General features: G+C 73.7%; 18 protein-coding genes and 1 other RNA gene. 5 read left to right on the top strand and 14 right to left on the bottom strand.

Going from position 1 to position 19,635, the window contains the following annotated elements; genetic code table 11:
* Positions 1-8: 8 nt before the first annotated feature.
* Positions 9-1,346, bottom strand: a complete 1,338-nt coding sequence (gene glnA, locus Q9R28_RS01575; protein WP_066654028.1) for a type I glutamate--ammonia ligase — start codon at positions 1,344-1,346, stop codon at positions 9-11.
* Positions 1,347-1,382: 36 nt separating this feature from the next.
* Positions 1,383-1,562, bottom strand: coding sequence for an SPOR domain-containing protein (locus Q9R28_RS01570; protein WP_066654026.1), 180 nt, complete (start codon positions 1,560-1,562; stop codon positions 1,383-1,385).
* Between the two features lie 617 nt (positions 1,563-2,179).
* Between Q9R28_RS01570 and map the strand changes: the two genes are divergently transcribed.
* The 3 genes from map (at position 2,180) to rnpB (ending at position 4,424) form a co-directional block, all read left to right on the top strand.
* Entirely contained in the window at positions 2,180-3,043 is an 864-nt protein-coding gene (gene map / locus Q9R28_RS01565) for a type I methionyl aminopeptidase (protein WP_066658125.1), read from the top strand.
* A 28-nt stretch (positions 3,044-3,071) separates the two neighbouring features.
* Positions 3,072-3,821, top strand: coding sequence for a polyphosphate--glucose phosphotransferase (gene ppgK, locus Q9R28_RS01560; protein ID WP_066654024.1), 750 nt, complete (start codon positions 3,072-3,074; stop codon positions 3,819-3,821).
* A gap of 246 nt (positions 3,822-4,067) precedes the next feature.
* Positions 4,068-4,424, top strand: an RNA gene (gene rnpB / locus Q9R28_RS01555) — RNase P RNA component class A.
* Between the two features lie 99 nt (positions 4,425-4,523).
* On the opposite strand, the gene Q9R28_RS01550 is transcribed toward rnpB, so the two are convergent.
* The 10 genes from Q9R28_RS01550 to Q9R28_RS01505 form a co-directional block, all read right to left on the bottom strand.
* Positions 4,524-5,258 carry a zinc ribbon domain-containing protein gene (locus Q9R28_RS01550; RefSeq protein ID WP_066654022.1) on the bottom strand — a complete coding sequence of 245 codons (735 nt, stop codon included), beginning with the start codon at positions 5,256-5,258 and terminating at the stop codon, positions 4,524-4,526.
* Positions 5,255-6,160, bottom strand: a complete 906-nt coding sequence (locus Q9R28_RS01545) for a Nif3-like dinuclear metal center hexameric protein (protein WP_311205337.1) — start codon at positions 6,158-6,160, stop codon at positions 5,255-5,257. Before Q9R28_RS01545 ends, Q9R28_RS01550 begins: the two co-directional genes overlap by 4 nt.
* A 39-nt stretch (positions 6,161-6,199) precedes the next feature.
* Positions 6,200-7,336 (bottom strand): hypothetical protein, encoded by a 1,137-nt coding sequence (locus tag Q9R28_RS01540; RefSeq protein WP_311205336.1) that lies wholly within the window; start codon positions 7,334-7,336, stop codon positions 6,200-6,202.
* A gap of 106 nt (positions 7,337-7,442) precedes the next feature.
* On the bottom strand, positions 7,443-8,027 hold the full coding sequence (locus Q9R28_RS01535; RefSeq protein WP_311205335.1) for an alpha/beta hydrolase: 585 nt from the start codon (positions 8,025-8,027) through the stop codon (positions 7,443-7,445).
* A gap of 58 nt (positions 8,028-8,085) precedes the next feature.
* Positions 8,086-9,051, bottom strand: a complete 966-nt coding sequence (locus tag Q9R28_RS01530) for an AraC family transcriptional regulator (RefSeq protein ID WP_311205334.1) — start codon at positions 9,049-9,051, stop codon at positions 8,086-8,088.
* A gap of 128 nt (positions 9,052-9,179) precedes the next feature.
* Complete coding sequence (locus Q9R28_RS01525; protein ID WP_066654013.1) at positions 9,180-9,593, bottom strand: ATP-binding protein; 414 nt, start codon at positions 9,591-9,593, stop codon at positions 9,180-9,182.
* On the bottom strand, positions 9,590-9,928 hold the full coding sequence (locus tag Q9R28_RS01520; protein ID WP_066654011.1) for an STAS domain-containing protein: 339 nt from the start codon (positions 9,926-9,928) through the stop codon (positions 9,590-9,592). Before Q9R28_RS01520 ends, Q9R28_RS01525 begins: the two co-directional genes overlap by 4 nt.
* Before the next feature lie 57 nt (positions 9,929-9,985).
* Positions 9,986-11,200 carry a multidrug effflux MFS transporter gene (locus tag Q9R28_RS01515; RefSeq protein ID WP_311205333.1) on the bottom strand — a complete coding sequence of 405 codons (1,215 nt, stop codon included), beginning with the start codon at positions 11,198-11,200 and terminating at the stop codon, positions 9,986-9,988.
* Positions 11,201-11,328: 128 nt separating this feature from the next.
* The gene (locus Q9R28_RS01510; RefSeq protein ID WP_251154981.1) at positions 11,329-13,980 is read right to left on the bottom strand and encodes a phosphoenolpyruvate carboxylase; all 2,652 of its coding nucleotides are present in this window, start codon (positions 13,978-13,980) and stop codon (positions 11,329-11,331) included.
* A gap of 279 nt (positions 13,981-14,259) precedes the next feature.
* Positions 14,260-14,937, bottom strand: a complete 678-nt coding sequence (locus Q9R28_RS01505; RefSeq protein WP_066654006.1) for a heme oxygenase (biliverdin-producing) — start codon at positions 14,935-14,937, stop codon at positions 14,260-14,262.
* A gap of 57 nt (positions 14,938-14,994) precedes the next feature.
* Between Q9R28_RS01505 and Q9R28_RS01500 the strand changes: the two genes are divergently transcribed.
* Both Q9R28_RS01500 and Q9R28_RS01495 read left to right on the top strand, forming a co-directional pair.
* The gene (locus Q9R28_RS01500; protein WP_311205332.1) at positions 14,995-15,891 is read left to right on the top strand and encodes a siderophore-interacting protein; all 897 of its coding nucleotides are present in this window, start codon (positions 14,995-14,997) and stop codon (positions 15,889-15,891) included.
* A gap of 67 nt (positions 15,892-15,958) precedes the next feature.
* Positions 15,959-16,540 carry a GIY-YIG nuclease family protein gene (locus tag Q9R28_RS01495; RefSeq protein ID WP_066654002.1) on the top strand — a complete coding sequence of 194 codons (582 nt, stop codon included), beginning with the start codon at positions 15,959-15,961 and terminating at the stop codon, positions 16,538-16,540.
* Positions 16,541-16,656: 116 nt separating this feature from the next.
* On the opposite strand, the gene Q9R28_RS01490 is transcribed toward Q9R28_RS01495, so the two are convergent.
* Both Q9R28_RS01490 and Q9R28_RS01485 read right to left on the bottom strand, forming a co-directional pair.
* On the bottom strand, positions 16,657-18,246 hold the full coding sequence (locus tag Q9R28_RS01490) for a GMC family oxidoreductase (protein ID WP_311205331.1): 1,590 nt from the start codon (positions 18,244-18,246) through the stop codon (positions 16,657-16,659).
* Entirely contained in the window at positions 18,243-19,580 is a 1,338-nt protein-coding gene (locus tag Q9R28_RS01485; RefSeq protein WP_311205330.1) for an alpha/beta hydrolase, read from the bottom strand. The genes Q9R28_RS01490 and Q9R28_RS01485 overlap by 4 nt, the downstream gene beginning before the upstream one ends.
* Between the last annotated feature and the right edge of the window lie 55 nt (positions 19,581-19,635).

The following is a 19,635-nucleotide window of genomic DNA, read 5'->3' as shown; positions in this document are numbered from 1 at the left end:
GGCGGCTGCTAGAGCGCGCCGAGGTTCGTGCGGAGCTCGAACGGCGTGACCTGGTCGCGGTAGGCCTTCCACTCCTGCCGCTTGTTGAGCAGCACGAAGTTGAAGACCTGCTCGCCCAGGGTCTCGGCGACGAGCTCCGAGTCCTCCATCAGACCGAGCGCGTGGTCGAGGCTGGCCGGGAGCTGCTTGTAGCCGAGGGCCTTGCGCTCGGCGTCGGACAGGCTCCAGACGTTGTCCTCGGCCTCCGGCGGGAGCTCGTAGCCCTCGTCGATGCCCTTGAGGCCCGCCGCGAGGAGCAGCGAGTACGCCAGGTACGGGTTCGCGGCGGAGTCGATGCCGCGGTACTCGACGCGGGCGGACTGGCCCTTGTTCGGCTTGTACAGCGGCACGCGGACCAGGGCCGAACGGTTGTTGTGGCCCCAGGTCACGAAGGACGGGGCCTCGTCACCGCCCCACAGGCGCTTGTACGAGTTGACGAACTGGTTCGTCACGGCGGTGATCTCCGGCGCGTGCCGCAGCACACCGGCGATGAAGTGCTTCGCGGTCTGCGACAGCTGGTACTCGCCGCCGGCCTCGTAGAAGGCGTTCTGGTCGCCCTCGAAGAGCGAGACGTGCGTGTGCATGCCGGAGCCGGGCTGCCCCGACAGCGGCTTCGGCATGAAGGTCGCGTAGACGCCCTGCTCGATCGCGACCTCCTTCACCACCGTGCGGAAGGTCATGATGTTGTCCGCCATCGTCAGCGCGTCGGCGTAGCGGAGGTCGATCTCGTTCTGCCCGGGGCCGGCCTCGTGGTGGGAGAACTCCACCGAGATGCCGAGGTCCTCGAGCATGCGCACCGAGCGGCGGCGGAAGTCGTGGGCGCTGCCGCCGGGGACGTTGTCGAAGTAGCCGGCCTGGTCGACGGGCTGCGGGCCGCCGTCCGCCCAGTCGCGGCTCTTCAGCAGGTAGAACTCGATCTCGGGGTGCGTGTAGAAGGTGAACCCACGATCACTCGCCTTCGCCAGCGTCCGCTTCAGCACGTTGCGAGGGTCGGCGACGGCGGGCTGGCCGTCGGGCGTCGTGATGTCGCAGAACATCCGCGCCGTCGGGTCGACCTCGCCCCGCCAGGGCAGGATCTGGAACGTCGAGGGGTCCGGGTGCGCCAGGACGTCGGCCTCGTAGGAGCGCGTGAGGCCCTCGATCGCGGAGCCGTCGAACCCGATGCCCTCCGCGAAGGCCCCCTCGACCTCGGCCGGGGCGATCGCGACGGACTTCAGCGTGCCGATGACGTCGGTGAACCAGAGTCGGATGAACTTGATGCCCCGCTCCTCGATGGTGCGGAGCACGAAGTCCGTCTGCTTGTCCATGGACGCCCTTTCCGTGGTGCTGCTGGGGCTCCCAGCCTATTGGTCCGCGTCGTCCCAGCGCTCGTTGTTCGCCTTGATGCGGTCCAGGGCGTGTTGCGCGTCCTCGCGGGTGTCGAACGGGCCGATGCGGTCGCGCTGCGGCGACTGCGGGCCCTGCTCCACCTCGTGCGTCTTCTCGTTGAACCACCACTGGGACTCGATGCGTTCGTCGCTCATGGCGCCACCGTACCCACGGTGGTCGGGCGGTGCCCGCGCGCGGCGGGCGCGGGGCCCGCAGCCGGGTCTCGGGCTGGGCGACGGTCCTCGGGCACCGGGGCGCGCGATCGGTCGCTCAGCTCGAGACTCGCGGGGCTCGCGGACCGGCGGACCGGCGGACCGGAGGACGGGCGCGGGCCCGGCCGGGCGGTGGCGGCGACCGGCCTGGAGGCGCGGTGCCGGTCCGGCGGGCCGGCACCGCGCCTCCAGGCCGTCGCGTGGGGCGCGGGGCGCTGGGCGGGCGGTCCTGAGGGCGGGTTCGAGCCGGGACGTTGCCGGTGCCCCGCGCGGCGCCGCGAGACGCCGGCGTCACCGCCGGACGCCCTCGGCGCCGCGAGACGCCGCCGGATCTCGCGGCGTCTCGGCACGGACGGGGCGTCTCGCACCGGCGAGGGCGGCTCGCGCACGTGTCGGTCGGCGCGGCGTCCCGGCACCGGCGAGGCGTCTCGCACCGACGCCGGTGTCTCCCGCACGTGCCGCGCCTCGCGCACGTGCGGGGCGTCTCGCGCGGCCGCCGGCGTCTCGGCGCCGGCGTGCGGCGGGACGGCGGCCTGCCGCACCCGGTTAGAGTGGTCGGCATGCCCCGGGACGAACACGGACACCTGACCGCCGGCCGGATCTCCCCCCAGCGCCCCGTGCCGAAGGACATCGAGCGTCCCGAGTACGTCGGGCGCGTCGAGCCCCACGAGCACGGACTCGGTGACACGTACACGCCGGACGAGGTCGAGCTGATCCGGGCCGCGGGACGCATCGCCTCGCAGGCCATCGACGCCGTCGGGGACGCCATCCGCCCCGGGGTCACCACCGACGAGCTCGACCGCATCGGCCACGAGTTCGTCGTGTCCCACGGGGCCTACCCCTCCACGCTCGGCTACCGCGGGTACCCCAAGTCGCTCTGCTCGAGCCTGAACGAGGTCATCTGCCACGGCATCCCGGACGACACCGTGCTGCAGGAGGGTGACCTGGTCAACATCGACATCACCGCCTACAAGGACGGCATGCACGGCGACACGAACCGCACGTTCGTCGTCGGGCAGGCGTCGCAGGAGGTGCAGGACCTGGTCGATCGCACCCGCACCGCGCTCGAGCGCGGGATCAAGGCCGTGGCCCCCGGACGGCAGGTCAACGTCATCGGACGAGCGATCGAGGCCTACGCGAAGCGCTTCGGCTACGGCGTCGTCCGTGACTACACCGGTCACGGCGTCGGTCGTGCCTTCCACTCCGGGCTGATCATCCCCCACTACGACGCGCCGCGCTTCGACGACGTCATGGAGCCGGGCATGGTGTTCACCATCGAGCCCATGCTCACGCTCGGCGGCATCGAGGCCGACATCTGGTCGGACGACTGGACCGTCAGCACCCGCGACAAGTCCTGGACCGCACAGTTCGAACACACCCTCGTCGTCACCGAGCGCGGCGCGGAACTCCTCACCGTCTCCTGACGGACACTCTCGAAAGGCACCGCTTCTCATGACCTCCCTCGCAGTCGGCGTCGACATCGGCGGTACGGGCATCAAGGGCGCGATCGTCGACGTCGCCACCGGCGAGCTCACGACCGACCGGATCAAGAAGGCCACCCCCGAGGGCGGCAAGCCGCACGACATCGTCGCGGTCGCGAAGTCGATCCTCGACGAACTCGCTCCGGCGGCGGACGTGCCCGTCGGGGTCTGCTTCCCCGCGATCGTCCGTGACGGCAAGACCATGTCGGCTGCGAACGTGTCGAAGAAGTGGATCGGCTTCGAGGCCGAGGCGCTCTTCGAGAAGGAGCTCGGTCGCTCCATCCACTTCGTCAACGACGCCGACGCCGCCGGGTTCGCCGAGCAGCAGTTCGGCGCCGCGAAGGGCAAGGACGGGCTCGTGGTCGTCACGACCCTGGGCACCGGGATCGGCACGGCGCTGATCAACGACGGCGTGCTCATCGTCAACTCCGAGCTCGGCCACCTGGAGATCGACGGGCACGACGCCGAGACGAAGGCCTCGTTCGCGGCCAAGGAGCGGGACGAGCTGTCCTGGAAGCACTGGGCGAAGCGCCTGCAGAAGTACTACTCGACGCTCGAGGCCCTGCTCTCCCCCGAGCTCTTCGTGGTCGGCGGCGGTGTGTCGAAGCACCACGAGGAGTTCCTGCCGCTGCTCGACCTGCAGGCGGACATCATCCCCGCGACCCTCCGGAACAACGCCGGCATCATCGGGGCAGCGACCCTGGCGGCGCGCAGCAAGTAGGCGGCGCTGCCGGCAGCGCTGCTCCTGCCCGTCCGCCGGCGGCCGGCTCCGGCTGTCCGGCGAGCGGGCAGGACATGCCGCGCGTGCTCCGACGACCGGGTGCGATCGGTCGGGTGTCAGCGTCGAGCGTGACAGATCTGGCCCGCTCGGCGAACGACGGCGGGGCACGAGGAGGCCGGACGCCGGAACCGTCGGCAGCAGGCGGGCGCGGGACGGGGGTCGGCAGCGGTAGACTCGGGGGTGCGAACGGGTCGGTGAGACGGTCGCGTCACTCCCCCGGGAGTGCCGAGGAACGTCCGGGCTCCACAGAGCAGGGCGGTGGGTAACACCCACCCGGAGCAATCCGCGAGACAGTGCCACAGAAAGCAGACCGCCGGCGGCGACGTCGGTAAGGGTGAAACGGTGGTGTAAGAGACCACCAGGGGTCCGGGTGACCGGATCCGCTCGGTAAACCTCGCCCGGAGCAAGGTCAGACAGAGGACGACGAGGCTGCTCGCTGAGTCCTCGGGTGGACCGCTGGAGGCCGGCGGCAACGTCGGTCCGAGAGAGATGGCCGTCACCGCGAGAGCGGGACAGAACCCGGCGTACGGCCGGCCCGTTCGCACACACGACACCACGAGCGCGCCCCGCGCGTCCCCACCGACGACGGACGGGAGGCTCGTGGCGGTGTCGCCACGAGCCTCCCGTCCGGTGGTCCCGCGTCTACAGGCCGGACTCGGCCGTGCGCACCAGGATCGCGTCGCTGTCGGGGCAGAGCACGACGTCGTCGGGCGCGGCCCGACGGATGTCCTGCAGGTCCGAGTTCGTGAGGGTCACGCCCGAGGCGGTCGAGACCCCGCCCTGCAGCAGCGACGCACCGAAGCCGTAGCGCGCACGCTGCCGGTCGTACAGCGCCAGCAGGTCCGCGGGCACCTTCGTGGCGACGGCCGCACGGCTCTGGACCGCCGACTCGCGGTCGGCCTCGGCACGGGCGATCTCGGAGTCACGTTCCGCGACCAGGGTGGCACGGTCCGCCTCGACCCCGGCGAGCTTCGCCTCGATGTCCCCGACGCGAGCGCGGTGCACGTCGAGCTGCTCCATCACCTCGAGCTCGGCGGTCTCCAGGTCGCCGATGCGGCGACGGAGGGACTCCATCTCGCTCTCGAGCCCGGCGGCGTCCTTCGCGCTGGAGACGTTCTGCAGCATCGTCGTGTCGCGCTCGATGCGGGCCTGCGCCGTCGCGGTGTCCGACTCGAGGCGTGTGCGTTCCCGTTCGGCGTCCTCGACCTGGCCGGTCGCGGCGGCGAGTTCGGCGCGCAACGAGGCGGCGGTCGTGCCGAGCTCCGTGAGCCGGTCGCCCTTCTGCAGGGCGGTGATGCGGTGCGACAGACGGGTCACGTCGTTGTCGAGGCGCTGGAGGTCGAGGAGGACGACCTGGTCCTCGGGTGCTGCCTTCACGGTCGGTCTCCTTCGGGGGCGGGGGTGGGAGCGGCGGTGCCGGTCGAGCCGGAGCCGTCCGCAGCGGTCGGTCCGGCTGTCGGCTCGGCCGCGGGCAGGACGGCGAAGTCCCAGGGGTCGGTGCGCCGGTCGCTGACGGTCACGCGGACGCCGGCGAGTCGTCTGAGCTGCTCGGCGGCGACGTCGAGCCAGAGCCACTCGGTCGCCCAGTGCGAGGTGTCCACCAGCGCCGGGCCGTCGACGAGCAGGGCCTGCTCGCGGAACTCCGAGGCGGGGTGGTGCCGGAGGTCGCTCGTGACGTAGACGTCGGCGGTGCGGACCGCGGCGTTGCCGAGGTAGGCGTCGCCGGCCCCGGCGCACAGCGCGACCGTGCGGACGGGCCGGTCGAAGTCGCCCGAGACCCGGACCCCGGTGGCCGTCGGCGGCAGGAGGTCGACGAGCTGCCGGGCGAGCGCGCCCAGGGTGGTCCCGTACGGCAGGACCCCGACACGACCAATGCCTGCGCCGGGATCGGCGCCCGGCTCGAGCGGCCGCTGCTCGGAGAGGCCCAGTCGGTCCGCGAGCACGGCCGAGGTACCGGTCGTCACGACGTCGGCGTTCGTGTGCGCGGCCAGCAGGGCGGTCCCGCCCCGCACGAGCGTCGCGAGGACCCGTCCCTTGGCGGTCGTCTCGTCGATCGTGGTGACGCCGCGGAGCAGGAGCGGGTGGTGGGTGAGGAGCAGGTCGGCACCCACGGCGACCGCCTCGTCTGCCGTGGCCGGCACGGCGTCGACGGCGAGGTGGACGTGCTCGACCGGCTGGTCCGGGTGCCCGGAGACGAGCCCCACGGCATCCCAGGACTCGGCGCCGGCGGAGGGCCACAGGTCCTCGATCACGGCCTGGAGTTCGCGGAGCGTCGGCATCCCGTCAGTCTACCGAGCAACAGGCGGGGTCCGGGTCGCTCAGCGGCGACCGAACAGGGACCGCAGACGTGCCACGAGGCGCGCCCACCAGCCGGGTCCGGTGCTGTCCGTCGTCGGCGCGTGCTCGTCGTCGTGGCTCGCCGTGGTCTCGCTCGCGGGCAGGGCCACCGCCTCGGGCAGCACGACCGGCGTGCTCGCCGTCGCACCGGTGTGCGCGGTCAGCGCGGCCGCGAAGGCAGCCCGGTCGATGACGGTGGGCCCGGTGGCCGGCTGGACGAGCGGAGCGGGCCGGGTCGCGGCCGACAGGGGCGAGCCGACCGGGAGGCCCAGCACCGGCCGGACCGGCAGCTCGCGGCCCGGGGTGGTCGCCGCAGCGTCGACGGCACCCGAGCCCGTGGTCGCGAGGACCCCGGTCGTGGTCGGTGCGGTCGTGGCCCGCTGGACGGGTCGCGTCGGGGTCGCGACGTCGGTCCGGGGTGCGGCGGCGCGCGGGGCGGCTGCTGCACGCACCGGCGTCGGCACCGGTGCTGTGGCGGCGCGTCGGGCGGCGGCACGATCACGGCGCGCGACCTCGTCCGCTGCGTCGGCGAGCAGGTCCGCGAAGACGGCGCGGGCGAACGCGCGCGCGGCGTCGACCTCGGCGTCGTCGAGGTGGGCGACGGTGGCCTCCCAGGCGGCGAGGCGCGCGAGGTCCTCGTCGCGGCGGCGGACCTCGTCCTCGAGCAGCACGATGCGGTCGATCGTGGTGCGGCCGCTCGTGGCGGAGACCTCGACCGCCAGGTCCTCGATGCGCAGGGCGATCCGGGCGGGCGGCTCGGGGAACGACGGGGCGCAGGCCGCCACGTGTCGTGCACGGTCACGACGACGGAAGGCGGTGGGCTCCGAGTGCTCGGCGGCGGGCGCGGCAGCGGCGGGTACGAGCGCGGGTGCGGGTGCGTCCGACGCCGACTCGGGCTCGGGCTCGGGCTCGGCAGCAGCCGCACCAGGGCCGACGGGCACGGCGGGCTCGGCGACGGCGTCCGTGGTCACCGGGCGCTGCACCGGACCCGTGACCGGCGGCACCACGAGGTCCGCCAGGTACGGCGTACGGGTGGCCGGGACGTCTCGGAGCCACTCCTCGAGCTCGCGACCGAACGGGTCGACGAGGGGGGTGCGCGCACCGGGCTGGGTCTCCATGTGACGCAGGATAGATATCACGCGTGCCGGATGCGGGGAGATCCGCGGTGTGTCGCGCATCCCGCACTCTCGGACGTGACGTACCGGGTCGGAGATGAGCGGCGTGTCAGGCCCTCGGGAGCGACTCCGCGAAGTCGTCGAGCAGGCGCCGACCCTCGTCCCAGGCACCGACACCGCTCGCGACGTTCACGTGCTGCCGGTCCCCCACCCGGACCACCCGGGACCCGAGCGCGCCGGCGAACGCGACGGCTCGGTCGACGGAGCAGTACGGGTCGTCGTCGCTGACCACGAGCACGGTCGGTACCGCGACGGGTCGGCGCGGAGCGTGGAAGCCGGCAGCCTCGGCGGGGAACACCGGCGCCCCGGGGTCCGGGGGTGCCACCAGGAACGCGCCGACGACCCGCTCGTGAGCGCCGTCGACGACGTGCTCCGCCAACCAGTCGGCCACCGCCAGGACGCCCAGGCTGTGCGCGACGAGCACCGGCGGCCGGGAGCAGGCGTCGACGGCCTCGGTGATCGCCCGGCTCCAGTCGCCGGGCTCCGGGTCCGACCAGGACCTCGGGGCGATGCGTACCGCACCGTCGGCGCGCTCGTCCTGCCAGCGGGACTGCCAGTGCTCGGGGTCAGACCCCCAGATGCCCGGGACGACGACCCAGGGGTGCCGGTCCGCCGGGCGCAGCTGCTCCTCCATCCGGGCAGCGTAGCGGGCATCCGGGCAGCGGAGCGGGCAGCCCTGGCGGCGACGGCCGTCAGCTGTGCAGGGTGTCGCGCGGGTACTCGCCGAACCGCGCCGAGTAGGCAGCCGAGAACCGACCGAGGTGCGCGAAGCCCCACCGGACCGCGACCGCGGCGACCGTGAGCTCCCCCGGGGTGCCCCGGTGGAGCTCCTCGCGGACACGATCCATCCGGATGCCACGGAGCATGGCGTTCGGGGCGGTCCCGACCTGCCGCTGGAACGCCTGCTGCAGCCCGCGGACGCTGAGTCCGACGTGTTCGGCCACGTCGGTGGTCGTGATCGGGGTGTGCGCGTAGGCGTGCATGTACTCGACCGCGTCGCGGACCCGGCTCGTCGCACCCTGCGGCATCGGGACCTCGGGCGCGATCTGCTCGTGCGGGAAGGTCCGCAGCATCGCGAGTGCGGTCTCGCGGGCGGTCTCGGCCATGACGAGCGGTGAGGGAGCCGCGGGGCCGAGGACGACCTGCGCGGCCCGTCGGACCTGTGCGTTCCACACCCGCAGGTCCTCGGCGTGCGGTCTCGCGGTGTGGTCGAAGACGATGGCGCCCGCCTGCCCGCCGTGCTCCTCGGCCGCGATGCCCTCGAGGAACCTCCGGTCGAAGTGCACGAGGTTCTGCCGGACGTCCTCGACCTCGAAGACGAAGGGCCGACCTGCCGGGAACACGAGCGCGTGCCCGGGAGCGAAGGACGCCTCGTCCCGACCGACGTCGACCGTGCCTCCGCCGTCGGTCGTCCACATGACGGCGTAGTCGTCGCCGGAGGACGCCTCACCCGTCGCGTGCGCGTCGAAGTGGGTCGACCGGAACGACATCGACGCGTCACCGACCGCCTTGAAGCGGTACCCGAACGACCGCGCGGTGTGGCGCGCAGCGAAGTGCGCGCCGTCGTACGCGTCCGAGAAGAGCTGGAGCGCCGCGCCGAGGTCGGTCCCCACGGCTTCGTAGCGCATCCGGGTGTCAGCGCGCGTCTCGGTCGTCACCGGACCGAGCGTGGCACGACATCGCCGGTCCCGCATGCGCACCGTCCCGGGGTGCGCGGACCGGCTCCTCCCGTGCGGGAAACGGATGATGCGCGGGCCGGACGCGGAGACCGGTCAGCGGCGGCCGGTCAGCGGCGGCCGCGCCGGACGACCCATCGGTTCCGGTCGTCGACCCGCTCGTAGCGCAGGTCGTCGACGACCATCTGCACGAGCGCGAGCCCGCGGCCGCCCTCGGCCAGCGCGTCCGGCAGGTGCGCCGCCGACGGGTCGACCAGGACCGGCACACCGTCGTCGGACAGCGACACCGTGACCTCGTCCGGGCCGACGTCCATCCGGAGCGAGCAGGACACCGGACGACCGCCGGCTCCGTGCTCGATGACGTTCGAGGCGAGCTCGACGAGGGCGAGTTCGAGCGCCATGCGGTCCTCGAGGGACAGCTCGGGCTCGTGTGCCCACACCGAGGACAGGAACGTGTGCACCGCCGTGACGTCGTCGGGCGGGCAGGCGAGGTCGAGGACGTGCTCGCCGGTGGCCACGGTCATGCCCAGTTCGTCACCGCGGCGTCCCCGTCCGGGTACGTCCGCAGGATCTTGTCGATGTTGGAGAGCTTGAGCACCATCTGCACCTGCTCGGAGGGGGCGGCGAGCCGCAGGTCTCCCCCGGCCTGGCGCGCGGTCTTCAGGCAGCCGACCAGGGCGCCCAGTCCGGACGAGTCCATGAACTCGACGCCGGAGAGCTCGACGACCAGACGCGAGCGCCCGCCCTCGACGACCTTCGCCACGGTCTCGCGGAAGGCTCCCGCGCTCACCATGTTGAGTCGTCCGCTGCACTCGAGCACGGCGGTGTCGTCTGTCGCCTCGTGTACGACGATGTCCATGCAGGGGCCTCCTCGGTTCGGTGCGGGTGCACCCTGCAACCTACCGGGTCTGAGCCGTCAGGCGGTACGGCCTCGCCGCGTCGCGAGGACCTGGACGACGACGGCGGCCGCCATGAGCGTCACCATCACGGCGCCCATCGCGGTCGCGGTCCCGCCGAGCGCACCCGCGAGCGGCGTCCCGAGCCCGCCGAGTCCGAAGGTGAGACCGCCCTGCAGTGCGGCCGCGGTCCCCGGGTGGGCAGCGCCGACGTGCTGCGTCCGGGTCATGGCCGCGGGCAGCACGAACCCCCAGGCCCCGGTGACCACCGCGAGCCCGCACCAGACCGGCACGGGTCCCGCTCCGGCGAGGGCAGCGACCAGGACGACCGCGCTGCCGAGGGTCCCCGTGGCGAGCCCCGCGGTCAGCAGGGAGTCCTCGGAGAACCGGCCGACGACGCGGCGGAACACGAGCGTCGTGACGACCATCACCGAGGCGTTCGTCGCGAACACGAGCGTGTAACGCTGCTCCGAGAAGCCGTACTGCTGCTGGAACACGAACGAGCTCGTCGCGATGTAGGCGAAGAAGCCGATCGTCGAGAGCACCCCGGTCAGGACGTAGGCCCGGAAGCGCCCGATCGCGAGCAGGTCCCGGATGCGACGCCCGTTCGCCCGGAAGCCGGTCCCGCCCCGGGCGGCCGGCGGGAGGGTCTCACCGAAGCGCAGGACGACCGTGACGGCGAACGCCGCCCCGAGCACGGCGAGGACGACGAACATCAGGCGCCAGGACCCGACGGTGAGCACGGCGCCGCCGGCCAGCGGTGCGACGACCGGCCCGACGGCGTTGATCGCGGCCAGGGTGCCGAACACCGTCGCCGCCCGTGGCCCCGAGGTCGTGTCGGAGACCATCGCACGACCGGCGACGGCTCCGGCCGCACCGGCGAGTCCCTGCAGCACGCGGGCGGCCACCAGGGTGCCCGCGTCCGGTGCGAGCGCACAGCCGACGGACGCCAGCGCGAAGCCGACGGTCCCGACGAGGAGCAGCGGTCGCCGTCCGGTGCCGTCGCTCACGGGCCCGGCGAGGAGCTGGCCGACCGCGAACGCGACGAGGAACGCCGTGAGCGACAGCTGCACGACCCCGGGTGTGGTGTCGAGGTCGCGGGCGATCGTCGGGAGCGCCGGGATGTACATGTCGGTGGCGAAGGGCGAGACGCCGACGATCAGTGCCAGTGGAACGATCGGCGGCAGCCGGGTCGTCGCGGTCGTCGGTCCGGTCCCCGCGCGCTCCGTCGTCACCGACGCCACGCTACGCCCGCGCGGACCGATCCGCGACGGCCGTCGGGCACCACGCTGACCCGTGACGGACGGGAGGCGCGGTGCCCGCCGGCACCGCGCCTCCCGTCCGTGACGTGGTCGTTGGCGGATCAGCCCGTGTTCTGCAGACCGGCCGCGACCCCGTTGACGGTGAGCAGGAGCAGGCGGTGGTCGCCGTCCGTCGGGTCGGTGCTGCCGGAGGTCCGGATCGCCCGCAGGGCGCGCAGCTGCAGGTGCGACAGCGCGTCGACGTACGGGCTGCGCAGCCGCACGGCACGCGCGAGCACCGGACGGTCCTCGAGCACGTCGCTCCCGCCGGACACCCGCAGCACCCAGTCGCGGGTGCGGAGCATCTCGTCGAGCACCTTGGCGGCCAGGTCGTCGCGGTCGGCGAGCTCGAGGTAGCGGCGGGCGATCTGCTCGTCGGTCTTCGCGAGCGACATCTCGACGTTCTTGATCATCGCGCCGAACAGCGGCCACTCCGCGTACGCGGCGCGCAGGGCATCGACGTCGCCGACGGCCTCGAGCGCGGAGCCGAGGCCGTACCACCCGGCGAGGTTGATGCGTGCCTGCGTCCACGAGAACACCCACGGGATCGCTCGGAGGTCCTCGAGCGACTCCACGCTCAGGCCGCGTCGGGCCGGGCGGGAGCCGAGCGGCAGGAGTCCGATCTCCTCCATCGGGGTGACGCGGGCGAACCACGGCGCGAAGCCGTCCGCCTTGACCAGGTCGTAGAACGCGCGGCGCGAGACGTCGTCGAGCTGCTGCGCGAGGTCGGCGAAGCGGGTCGCCGCGACGGCCGTGCGCTCCTCGTTCGACGGCGACGACGCGAACAGCGTCGCCGAGGCCATCTGCTCGAGGTGCCGTGCCGCGATGTCCTGGTCGCCGTACTGGGCGAAGATGACCTCGCCCTGCTCGGTGAGCTTGAGCCGCCCGTCGATCGACCCCGGCGGCTGTGCGAGGACCGCCTCGTTCGCCGGGCCACCACCGCGGCCGAGCGATCCGCCGCGGCCGTGGAACAGCGTCAGCTGGACGTCCTGCTCGCGCGCCCAGTCGGCGATCCGTGCCTGTGCGTCGTAGAGCGCCAGGTTCGCCGAGACCGGGCCGACGTCCTTCGACGAGTCGGAGTAGCCGAGCATGACCTCGAGCCGACGCCCGGTCGCCGCGAGCCGCCGCTGGAAGGGCTCGGTGCGCACGGCCTCGTCGAGGATGTCGACGCTCGCGTGCAGGTCGGCGAACGTCTCGAACAACGGGATGACGTCGAGCACCGGGGCCGCGTCACCGCAGGCGGCACGGGCGAGCTCGTGCACGTTCGCCAGGTCGGCGGCCGACTGCGTGAAGGAGACGATGTAGCGGTGCGCGGCACGGACGCCGTAGCGCTGCTGCAGGTCCGCGACGGTGCGGAACACCGCGAGGACCTCCTCCGTGGTCTCGCTCAGCTCGCCGCCGGCCCGGATCTCCGCCAGGGCGTTCCGGTGCACCTGCGAGTGCTGACGGACCTCGAGCTCGGCGAGGTGGAACCCGAAGGTCTCGACCTGCCAGACGAGGTTCTGCAGGTCGCCGTTCGCGGTCCGGACGGCACCGGCGGCGACGAGCGACGCCTGGATCACCCGGAGGTCGGCGAGCAGTTCCTCGGGGTCGCCGTACGCCAGGCCCTCCTGGCCGCGGCGCGTCGCGCGGATGCGGGCGGCGACGAAGAGCAGTGCGCGACGGTGCGTCTCGTTCGGGGCACGGACGCCGATCCGCTCGGCGATGCCCGGGTCGAGCTGCTCCTGCGCTGCGACGAGGGCCTGCAGTCCGGCGTCCGCGGGGGTCTCGGCGGCGTCGAGCGTCAGTGCCGAGCCGATGCGGGTGGCTGCGCGGGAGAGGCCGAGCAGGATGTGCTCGGCGGCGATGTCGGCGGCCTGCTTGGTGACGCCGGCGGTGACGTGCGGGTTGCCGTCGCGGTCGCCGCCGATCCAGGTGCCGAAGCGCACGAAGGCCGGTGCGGTCACCGGGACCCGACCGGCGTCGTCGCCGAGCAGCCGGTCGTCGAGCAGGCGGTAGACCTGCGGCACGATCTCGAACAGGGTCTGGTCGAACACGCTCATCGCCGTGCGGACCTCGTCGAGCGGGGTCGGCCGGGTCGTGCGCAGCGGTGAGGTGCGCAGGAGCGTGGTGATCTCCTCGAGCAGCCGCCGCTCGTTCTCGGCGCGGGCGGTGGCGTTGCGGGAGCGGTCGCGCTCGTCGATGAGGTCGGTGATGCGCCGGACGGCCGTGGTGACCGCGCGACGGCGGGCCTCGGTCGGGTGGGCGGTGAGCACCGGGTGGAACCGCAGGTCGGCCAGGCGCGCGGCGGCCTCGTCGGCGCCGACCTGCTCGACGAGCGAGGCGTACGTCGCGGGGAACGAGTCGCCGGGCAGGCCGCCGTCGTCGCCCCGGGCACGGAGGACGCGCACGCGGTGGTGCTCCTCGGCCAGGTTCGTCAGGTGGAAGTACGTCGTGAACGCCTGGGCGACGGCCTCGGCCCGCTCGGCGGACATGCCGGCCACGATCGCCTCGGCACGGGCGGCGCCCTCGGCGTCGGAGCCCTCGTAAGCGTCGATGACGGCGGCGCGCAGGCTCTCGACGTCGTGCAGCAGCTCGTCACCCCCGGTCTCCCGCAGCACCCGCCCGAGCAGGTTGCCGAGGTACCGGACGTCCGCGCGCAGGTCGCTGTCGACCGCGCCGCTGACGTCGTCCCGTGCGCGCCCGTGGCGCGTCGATCCGTCGATCGCCGTCATGGGTTCCTCTCACGTTGCGCCGGGACCGCGTCCCGGGTCCCCAGCACTGTACCGGCGGACGCGGGCACGTGACGACGACCGTCCGGACGGACCGCGGACCGCCCAGGGCACGGCCCGCCAGCGCGCCGACGGACGCGGCGGCGGGCGCAGCGGCGGTCGCGGCGGCGGTCGCGGCGGCGGTCGATCTGCCCCGTCGTCACCGGATCCCGCTCAGGCGGGGAGCACCGGCACGGTCAGGCGGGGAGCACCGGCACGGTCAGGCGGGGAGCAGCGGCACGGTCAGGCGGGGAGCAGCGGCACGGTCCGGCCGTCGCCCGCCGTCGGGCGACGCACCGAGGCCACGAGCGCCCGGTCGAGGCCCGCGGCCAGCTCCACCTCGGCGAGCACGGCCTCGCGCTCGGCGTCCGACCACGGGGCCGCGTCGAGCTGGGCCCGGTAGGTGTCCTCGAAGGCGGCGGGGTCGGCCACCTGGTCGAAGATCGTGAAGAGCACGCCGTTCGTGTCGAACCCGAACCGGTCCTCGAGCATCCGGGCCAGGGTGGGGCCGCCCGTCAGGTCCCCGAGGTACCGCGTGTAGTGGTGCGCGACGAACGCCCCGGGCGAGGTCGCCGCGACGGCGCACAGGCGACGGACGTACGCGGTGGTCGCCGCGGTCGGACAGCAGAGCTCGGACCAGTCCGGACCGACGAGGTACTCGAGGTCGGCGCGGATCGCGGGCATCCGGGTGAGCTGCGTCGTGACGAACGGTGCGGCGACCGGGTGGTCCGCCATCCGCTCGGCGGCACGCTCGAGGGCGTCGTACACGACGGCGTACTGGCCGAGCAGGTCGGCGTAGTCGGCGACGTCGCACTCCCCCGCGAGCAGGTCGTGAGCACCGCCGGTCCACACGGCCGGGTCCGCGGCGGTGCGGGAGCGCCGGCGCAGGAGCTCGGAGAACGGCGTCACGGTCGGACTCATGAGGTGAGGCTAACCTCAGTAGCTGGCAAGGTCGAGCACCGGAAGAGGAATCCCAGGATGAGTCCCAAGCGCACCCAGCACGTCTTCGTCATCGACCGCACGGAGCACCTGTCCCCGCACATGGTGCGCGTCCACCTCGGTGGTCCGGCCTTCCGGGACTTCGTCGACGGGGCCGACCCGGACCGCCTCGCCGCCACGGACAAGTACGTCAAGCTCCTGCTCGCGCCGCCGTCGAGCGGCCTGACCCCGCCGTACGACCTCGAGGCGCTGCGCGAGACCCTGCCGAAGCACCAGCGGCCGGCGCGCCGCACCTACACGGTCCGGTCCGTCGACCACACCGCAGAGACCATCGCGATCGACTTCGTGCTGCACGACGACCACGGGCACGACGACCACGGGCGAGACGACCACCGGCCCGAGGACGGGCCCGGCGACCGGGGCCTCGCCGGCCCGTGGGCCGCCGCCGCACAGCCCGGCGACCTGCTCGCCCTGTCCGGGCCCGGCGGCGGGTACGCGCCGTCGACGGACCCGACCGTCACCCACGTGCTCCTCGGCGACGACAGCGCACTGCCCTCGATCGGCGCGGCCCTCGCCGCGATGCCCGACGACGCCCGCGGCGTCGCGCTCGTCGAGGTCGGCGGCGCAGCCGACGAGCAGCCGCTCGAGCACCCGGACGGGGTCGACCTGCGGTGGCTGCACCGCGACGCCACCGGCGCCGAGCCGGGCACGCTGCTGGTGGCCGCCGCTCGGGGGCTGCCCCGTGCCTCCCGACCGGTGCAGGTCTTCGCGCACGGCGAGCGGACCGCGGTGAAGGCGCTCCGCCGCGTGCTGCAGGACGAGTGGGGCCTCGAGAAGGCGGAGATGTCCCTGTCCGCGTACTGGGCGCTCGGACGGGCCGAGGACCGGTTCCAGGAGGAGAAGCGCGAGCCGGTCGGCGTGATCTTCGCGGACTGAGCGACCCCGCTCCGTGCGTCGGCCGGGAGGCCCGGTGCGCGTCGGTGGCGCACGCTAGCGTCCGCGGGTGGTCACCCCTCCTGCCGTCCTCGCCTGCTGCGTCCCCGGTTGCGACGCGCCGTCCGCGGACGGCTTCGCCGCCGTCCTGCCGCTCTGCGGCGGACACGTGACCCTGGTCGCCGAGGTCGCGGCGGAGCACGTCGGCACGGAGGACGCGCTGCCGGGCCCGTGCCCGGTCTGCGGGTCGCGCGTGGGCGTGCGTTGGCCGAGCGCCGTGCTGTGCGGGACGTGCGAGTGGCGGTGGGGCGACGTGCCCGACGGTGAGCTGCCACCGCCGCGCGTCGACGTCGTCTACTACCTGCGGCAGCGCGACGACTTCGGCGACCGGGTGAAGATCGGCACGACCGCGAACCCGCGGCGACGGCTCGCAGCGGTGCCGCACCAGGAGCTCCTGGCGTTCGAACGCGGCGACCGGTCCGTCGAGCGACGACGGCACACGGCCTTCGCCGACGACCGGTTCCCGAGGACGGAGTGGTTCCGGACCACGCCGGCACTGCTCGAGCACGTCGCGCGCGTCGCCGCGGGCGTGGACGACCCGTGGGCGCTGCACGCCCGGTGGACGAGCGAGGCACTGGCGCTGCGCGGCTGAGGCCGGCTGCCGGTCCCTGCACGGCAGGGACCGGCTCCCGTTCCCTGCGCGGACGTGTGCCGTGCGCGACGCGGGTCGTGGAGGTGCTGCGCGGCGGTGCCGCGCAGCACCTCGGGTCAGGCCGCTGCGGCCGTCGCGCGCTGCCGGTCTGCTGCCGGGTCGTCCCGCAGGAACCGGTCGGCGGTGCGCAGGGACAGCGCCATGATCGTGAGCGCGGGGTTCGCGATGACGGCACTCGGGAACACCGAGTTGTCACACACCCACAGGTTCGGCACGTCCCACGACCGACCCGCCGGGTCGACGACGGACGACCCGGCGTCGGAACCCATGCGCGCCGTGCCGATCGTGTGGGCGGTGCGCTCGAGCACCCGGACGTCGGTCCCGCCGGCAGCCTCGACGATGGCGGTCATCGTGCGGACGGCGTGGGCGCGGATCGCGTCCTCGTTCGAACCCGGCGAGAACGTCACGCGGGCCCGCGGCACGCCGTGCTCGTCGAGGTCGTCGGAGAGCACGAGCCGGTTGTCGTCGTACGGCAGGCACTCGGCGTTGATGCCGACGCCGGCCGTCCGCGGGTAGTCGCGCATGGCCTTGACGAGCTCGGCACCGCGCAGCCCCCCGCCACGGACCAGGGTGGTCGCGAAGGTCAGCGGCTGGACGCCGAGGCTCTGGATCAGGTACCCACCGGCGAAGTCGGCGTCCGCGGGCCGGACGAAGTCCTCGGTGATGATCGACGACGGGTAGCCGCGGTACGACCGCATCGACTCGTCGAAGGTCGCCCACACCTGGGTCGCCCCGTGCGCCGTGAAGTTCCGACCGACCTGGCCGCTGCTGTTGGCCAGCCCGGTGTGCAGGAGCAGACGCGGCGTCTCCACCCCACCCGCGGCCAGCACGAGGGACCGGCACCGCTGGCGGCGCTCACGGCCGTCGCGCGTGTAGAGCACGGCGCACACCCTGCCGTCGGCGTCGAGCTCGATGCCGTGCACGAACGAATCCGGACGGATCTCCGCGCCGAAGGCGACGGCGGCGGGCAGGTAGGTCGTGTCCATCGACACCTTCGCCCCGTTGCGGCAGCCCTGGTGGCACGACCCGCAGGACACGCACGCCTGACGCAGCCCGTGGTGCTCCTGCACCCGGTCCTCGGTGGTCAGGGCGACCGGTGCGTCCGTCGCGGTGATGCCGAGCGCCGCGGTGCCGCGCATCATCATGTCCGACGAGGCGTTCCGCGCGGGCGGACCCATCCGGTACCGGCGGTCCGGGTCCCACGGGTAGTGCGCGGGGCCGGCGACGCCGACCTCGTGCTCGACGCGCTCGATGTACGCGGTGAGCTCGGCGTGGTCGATCGGCCAGTCCTCGCCCTGCCCGCTCTCGGTGCGCAGACGGAGGTCGTGCGTGCTCGGGCGCGGGGTGAAGGCGCCCCAGTGCAGGGTGGAGCCGCCGACGCCGGTCCCGCTGTTGTTCGGACCGAAGGCGGTCGGAGCGGCACCACCGCTGATGCGTTCGTCCATCCAGTTGATGTCCACCGGTGCCTCGACCTCGTCGGGCGTGTGGTCGCCGGGCTCGGTGTTCCGACCGGCCTCGAACGCGACGACGCTCAGGCCCTCGCGGGCGAGGCGAGCGGTCAGCGGGGCGCCGCCGGCACCCGTCCCGACGACGACGACGTCGACGACCTCGTCGTCCTGGTGGTGGCGCTGTGCGTCGAGTCTCATCGTCCTGCTCCCTCGGGTTCCCACGCTTCCCGCTGCCCGGCTCCGAGCAGCTGGAAGCCCTGCTTCCGGACGCCGTCGCCACCGTTGGCGAAGCCGTCGTAGTCGATCTCGGACATCGTGGCGGGGTGGGCGAGCCACTGCTTCACGAGGTCCACGCTGGCGTCCTCGAACCAGACGCGCAGCTGTTCCGCCCCGAGCGGGCCGTCCGACCGGTACCGGCCGGCGGCGACGTCCTCGAGCACCGCGGGCAGGTCGCCGGAACCGACCGTCGCGAGCACGTCCAGCGCACCACGGTAGGCGTCGGCGTCCTCCGGCATCCCCTCGGGGCGCCATCCGTCGCCCTGCCCGGCGGCGAGCTGACGGTCGACACGGAGCGCGACGTCCACCTCTCCCGGCCCTGCCTGCGGGACGACGATCCGAGCCACCGCCCGGAGCACGTCGAGCTGCTGCGGGGACAGGGCCTCCGGCGTCGCGGCGGGGTCGTCGGGCAGCGCACGCACCGCGAGCACGCCCCGGGTCCGAGCACTCACCCGCGGCGAGGCGATCACCCGGGCCTGGTCGGCGGGGACGACCGGTCCGTGGGCGACACGCCGCTCCCAGAAGCTGCGCACGAGCGCGGCGACCTCCTGCGGGCGCTCCCACGGCAGCAGGTGCGCGGCGCCAGGTACCTCGTGCAGCTCGGCGGCGGGCCAGTGCGGCATCGTGAGGCGACGCTGCGCTCCGGCCGCCAGGTCGCCGTCCTCGGCGCCGGCGAGCACGAGCGCCGGGACGGGGTTCGGCTCGGCCGTCGTCGACCAGTCCTCCCGACTACCGCGGAGCAGCCAGTCGCGCCAGGCGCGCGGGTCGGTGCGGCGCACGTCCTGCACGGCCTGCTCGTGCCGGTCCGGGGGCAGCACGTCGGCGGTGTTCGCGTCGACGAACTCCGCCGCGTGGTCCGGCTCGATCGGCCCGTCCGCGGCCCACGAGAGCATCGCGTCGCGGCGGTCCTCGTCCATCGGCTCGGGAGCGAGGGGCGAGGCGGCGAGGAGGACGACGGCGCGGAGTCCGAACAGGCCGTTCGCGCCCGAGACCGTGCGGTCGGCGACGACCGTCGCGACCTTGCCACCCATCGAGTGACCCACGATCGCCCACTCGGTGGCGCCGCTCGCCCCGATCGCCCGCTCGACGAGCACGGTCATCTCCTCGACGGTCGTGCCACCGGAGGCGGGGCTCCGCCCGAAGCCCGGCAGGTCGATGCCGACGAGGTCGAGGGTGCCGGCGAGCTCGGAGCGGAGGAGGGCGAACTCCTCCGAGCTCGAGCCCAGCGCGTGCAGGCAGAAGGCGGTCGCTGTCATCCTTCGTTCCTACCGTCCGGATCGCGCGGGACCCAGGCTCCTGTACCCCTGCGAC

Source organism: Curtobacterium sp. BRD11 (genome assembly GCF_031844345.1).
Taxonomy (GTDB): domain Bacteria; phylum Actinomycetota; class Actinomycetes; order Actinomycetales; family Microbacteriaceae; genus Curtobacterium.
The sequence above is the reverse complement of the archived record's forward strand: the minus strand, read 5'-3'. Positions and strand labels throughout refer to the sequence as shown.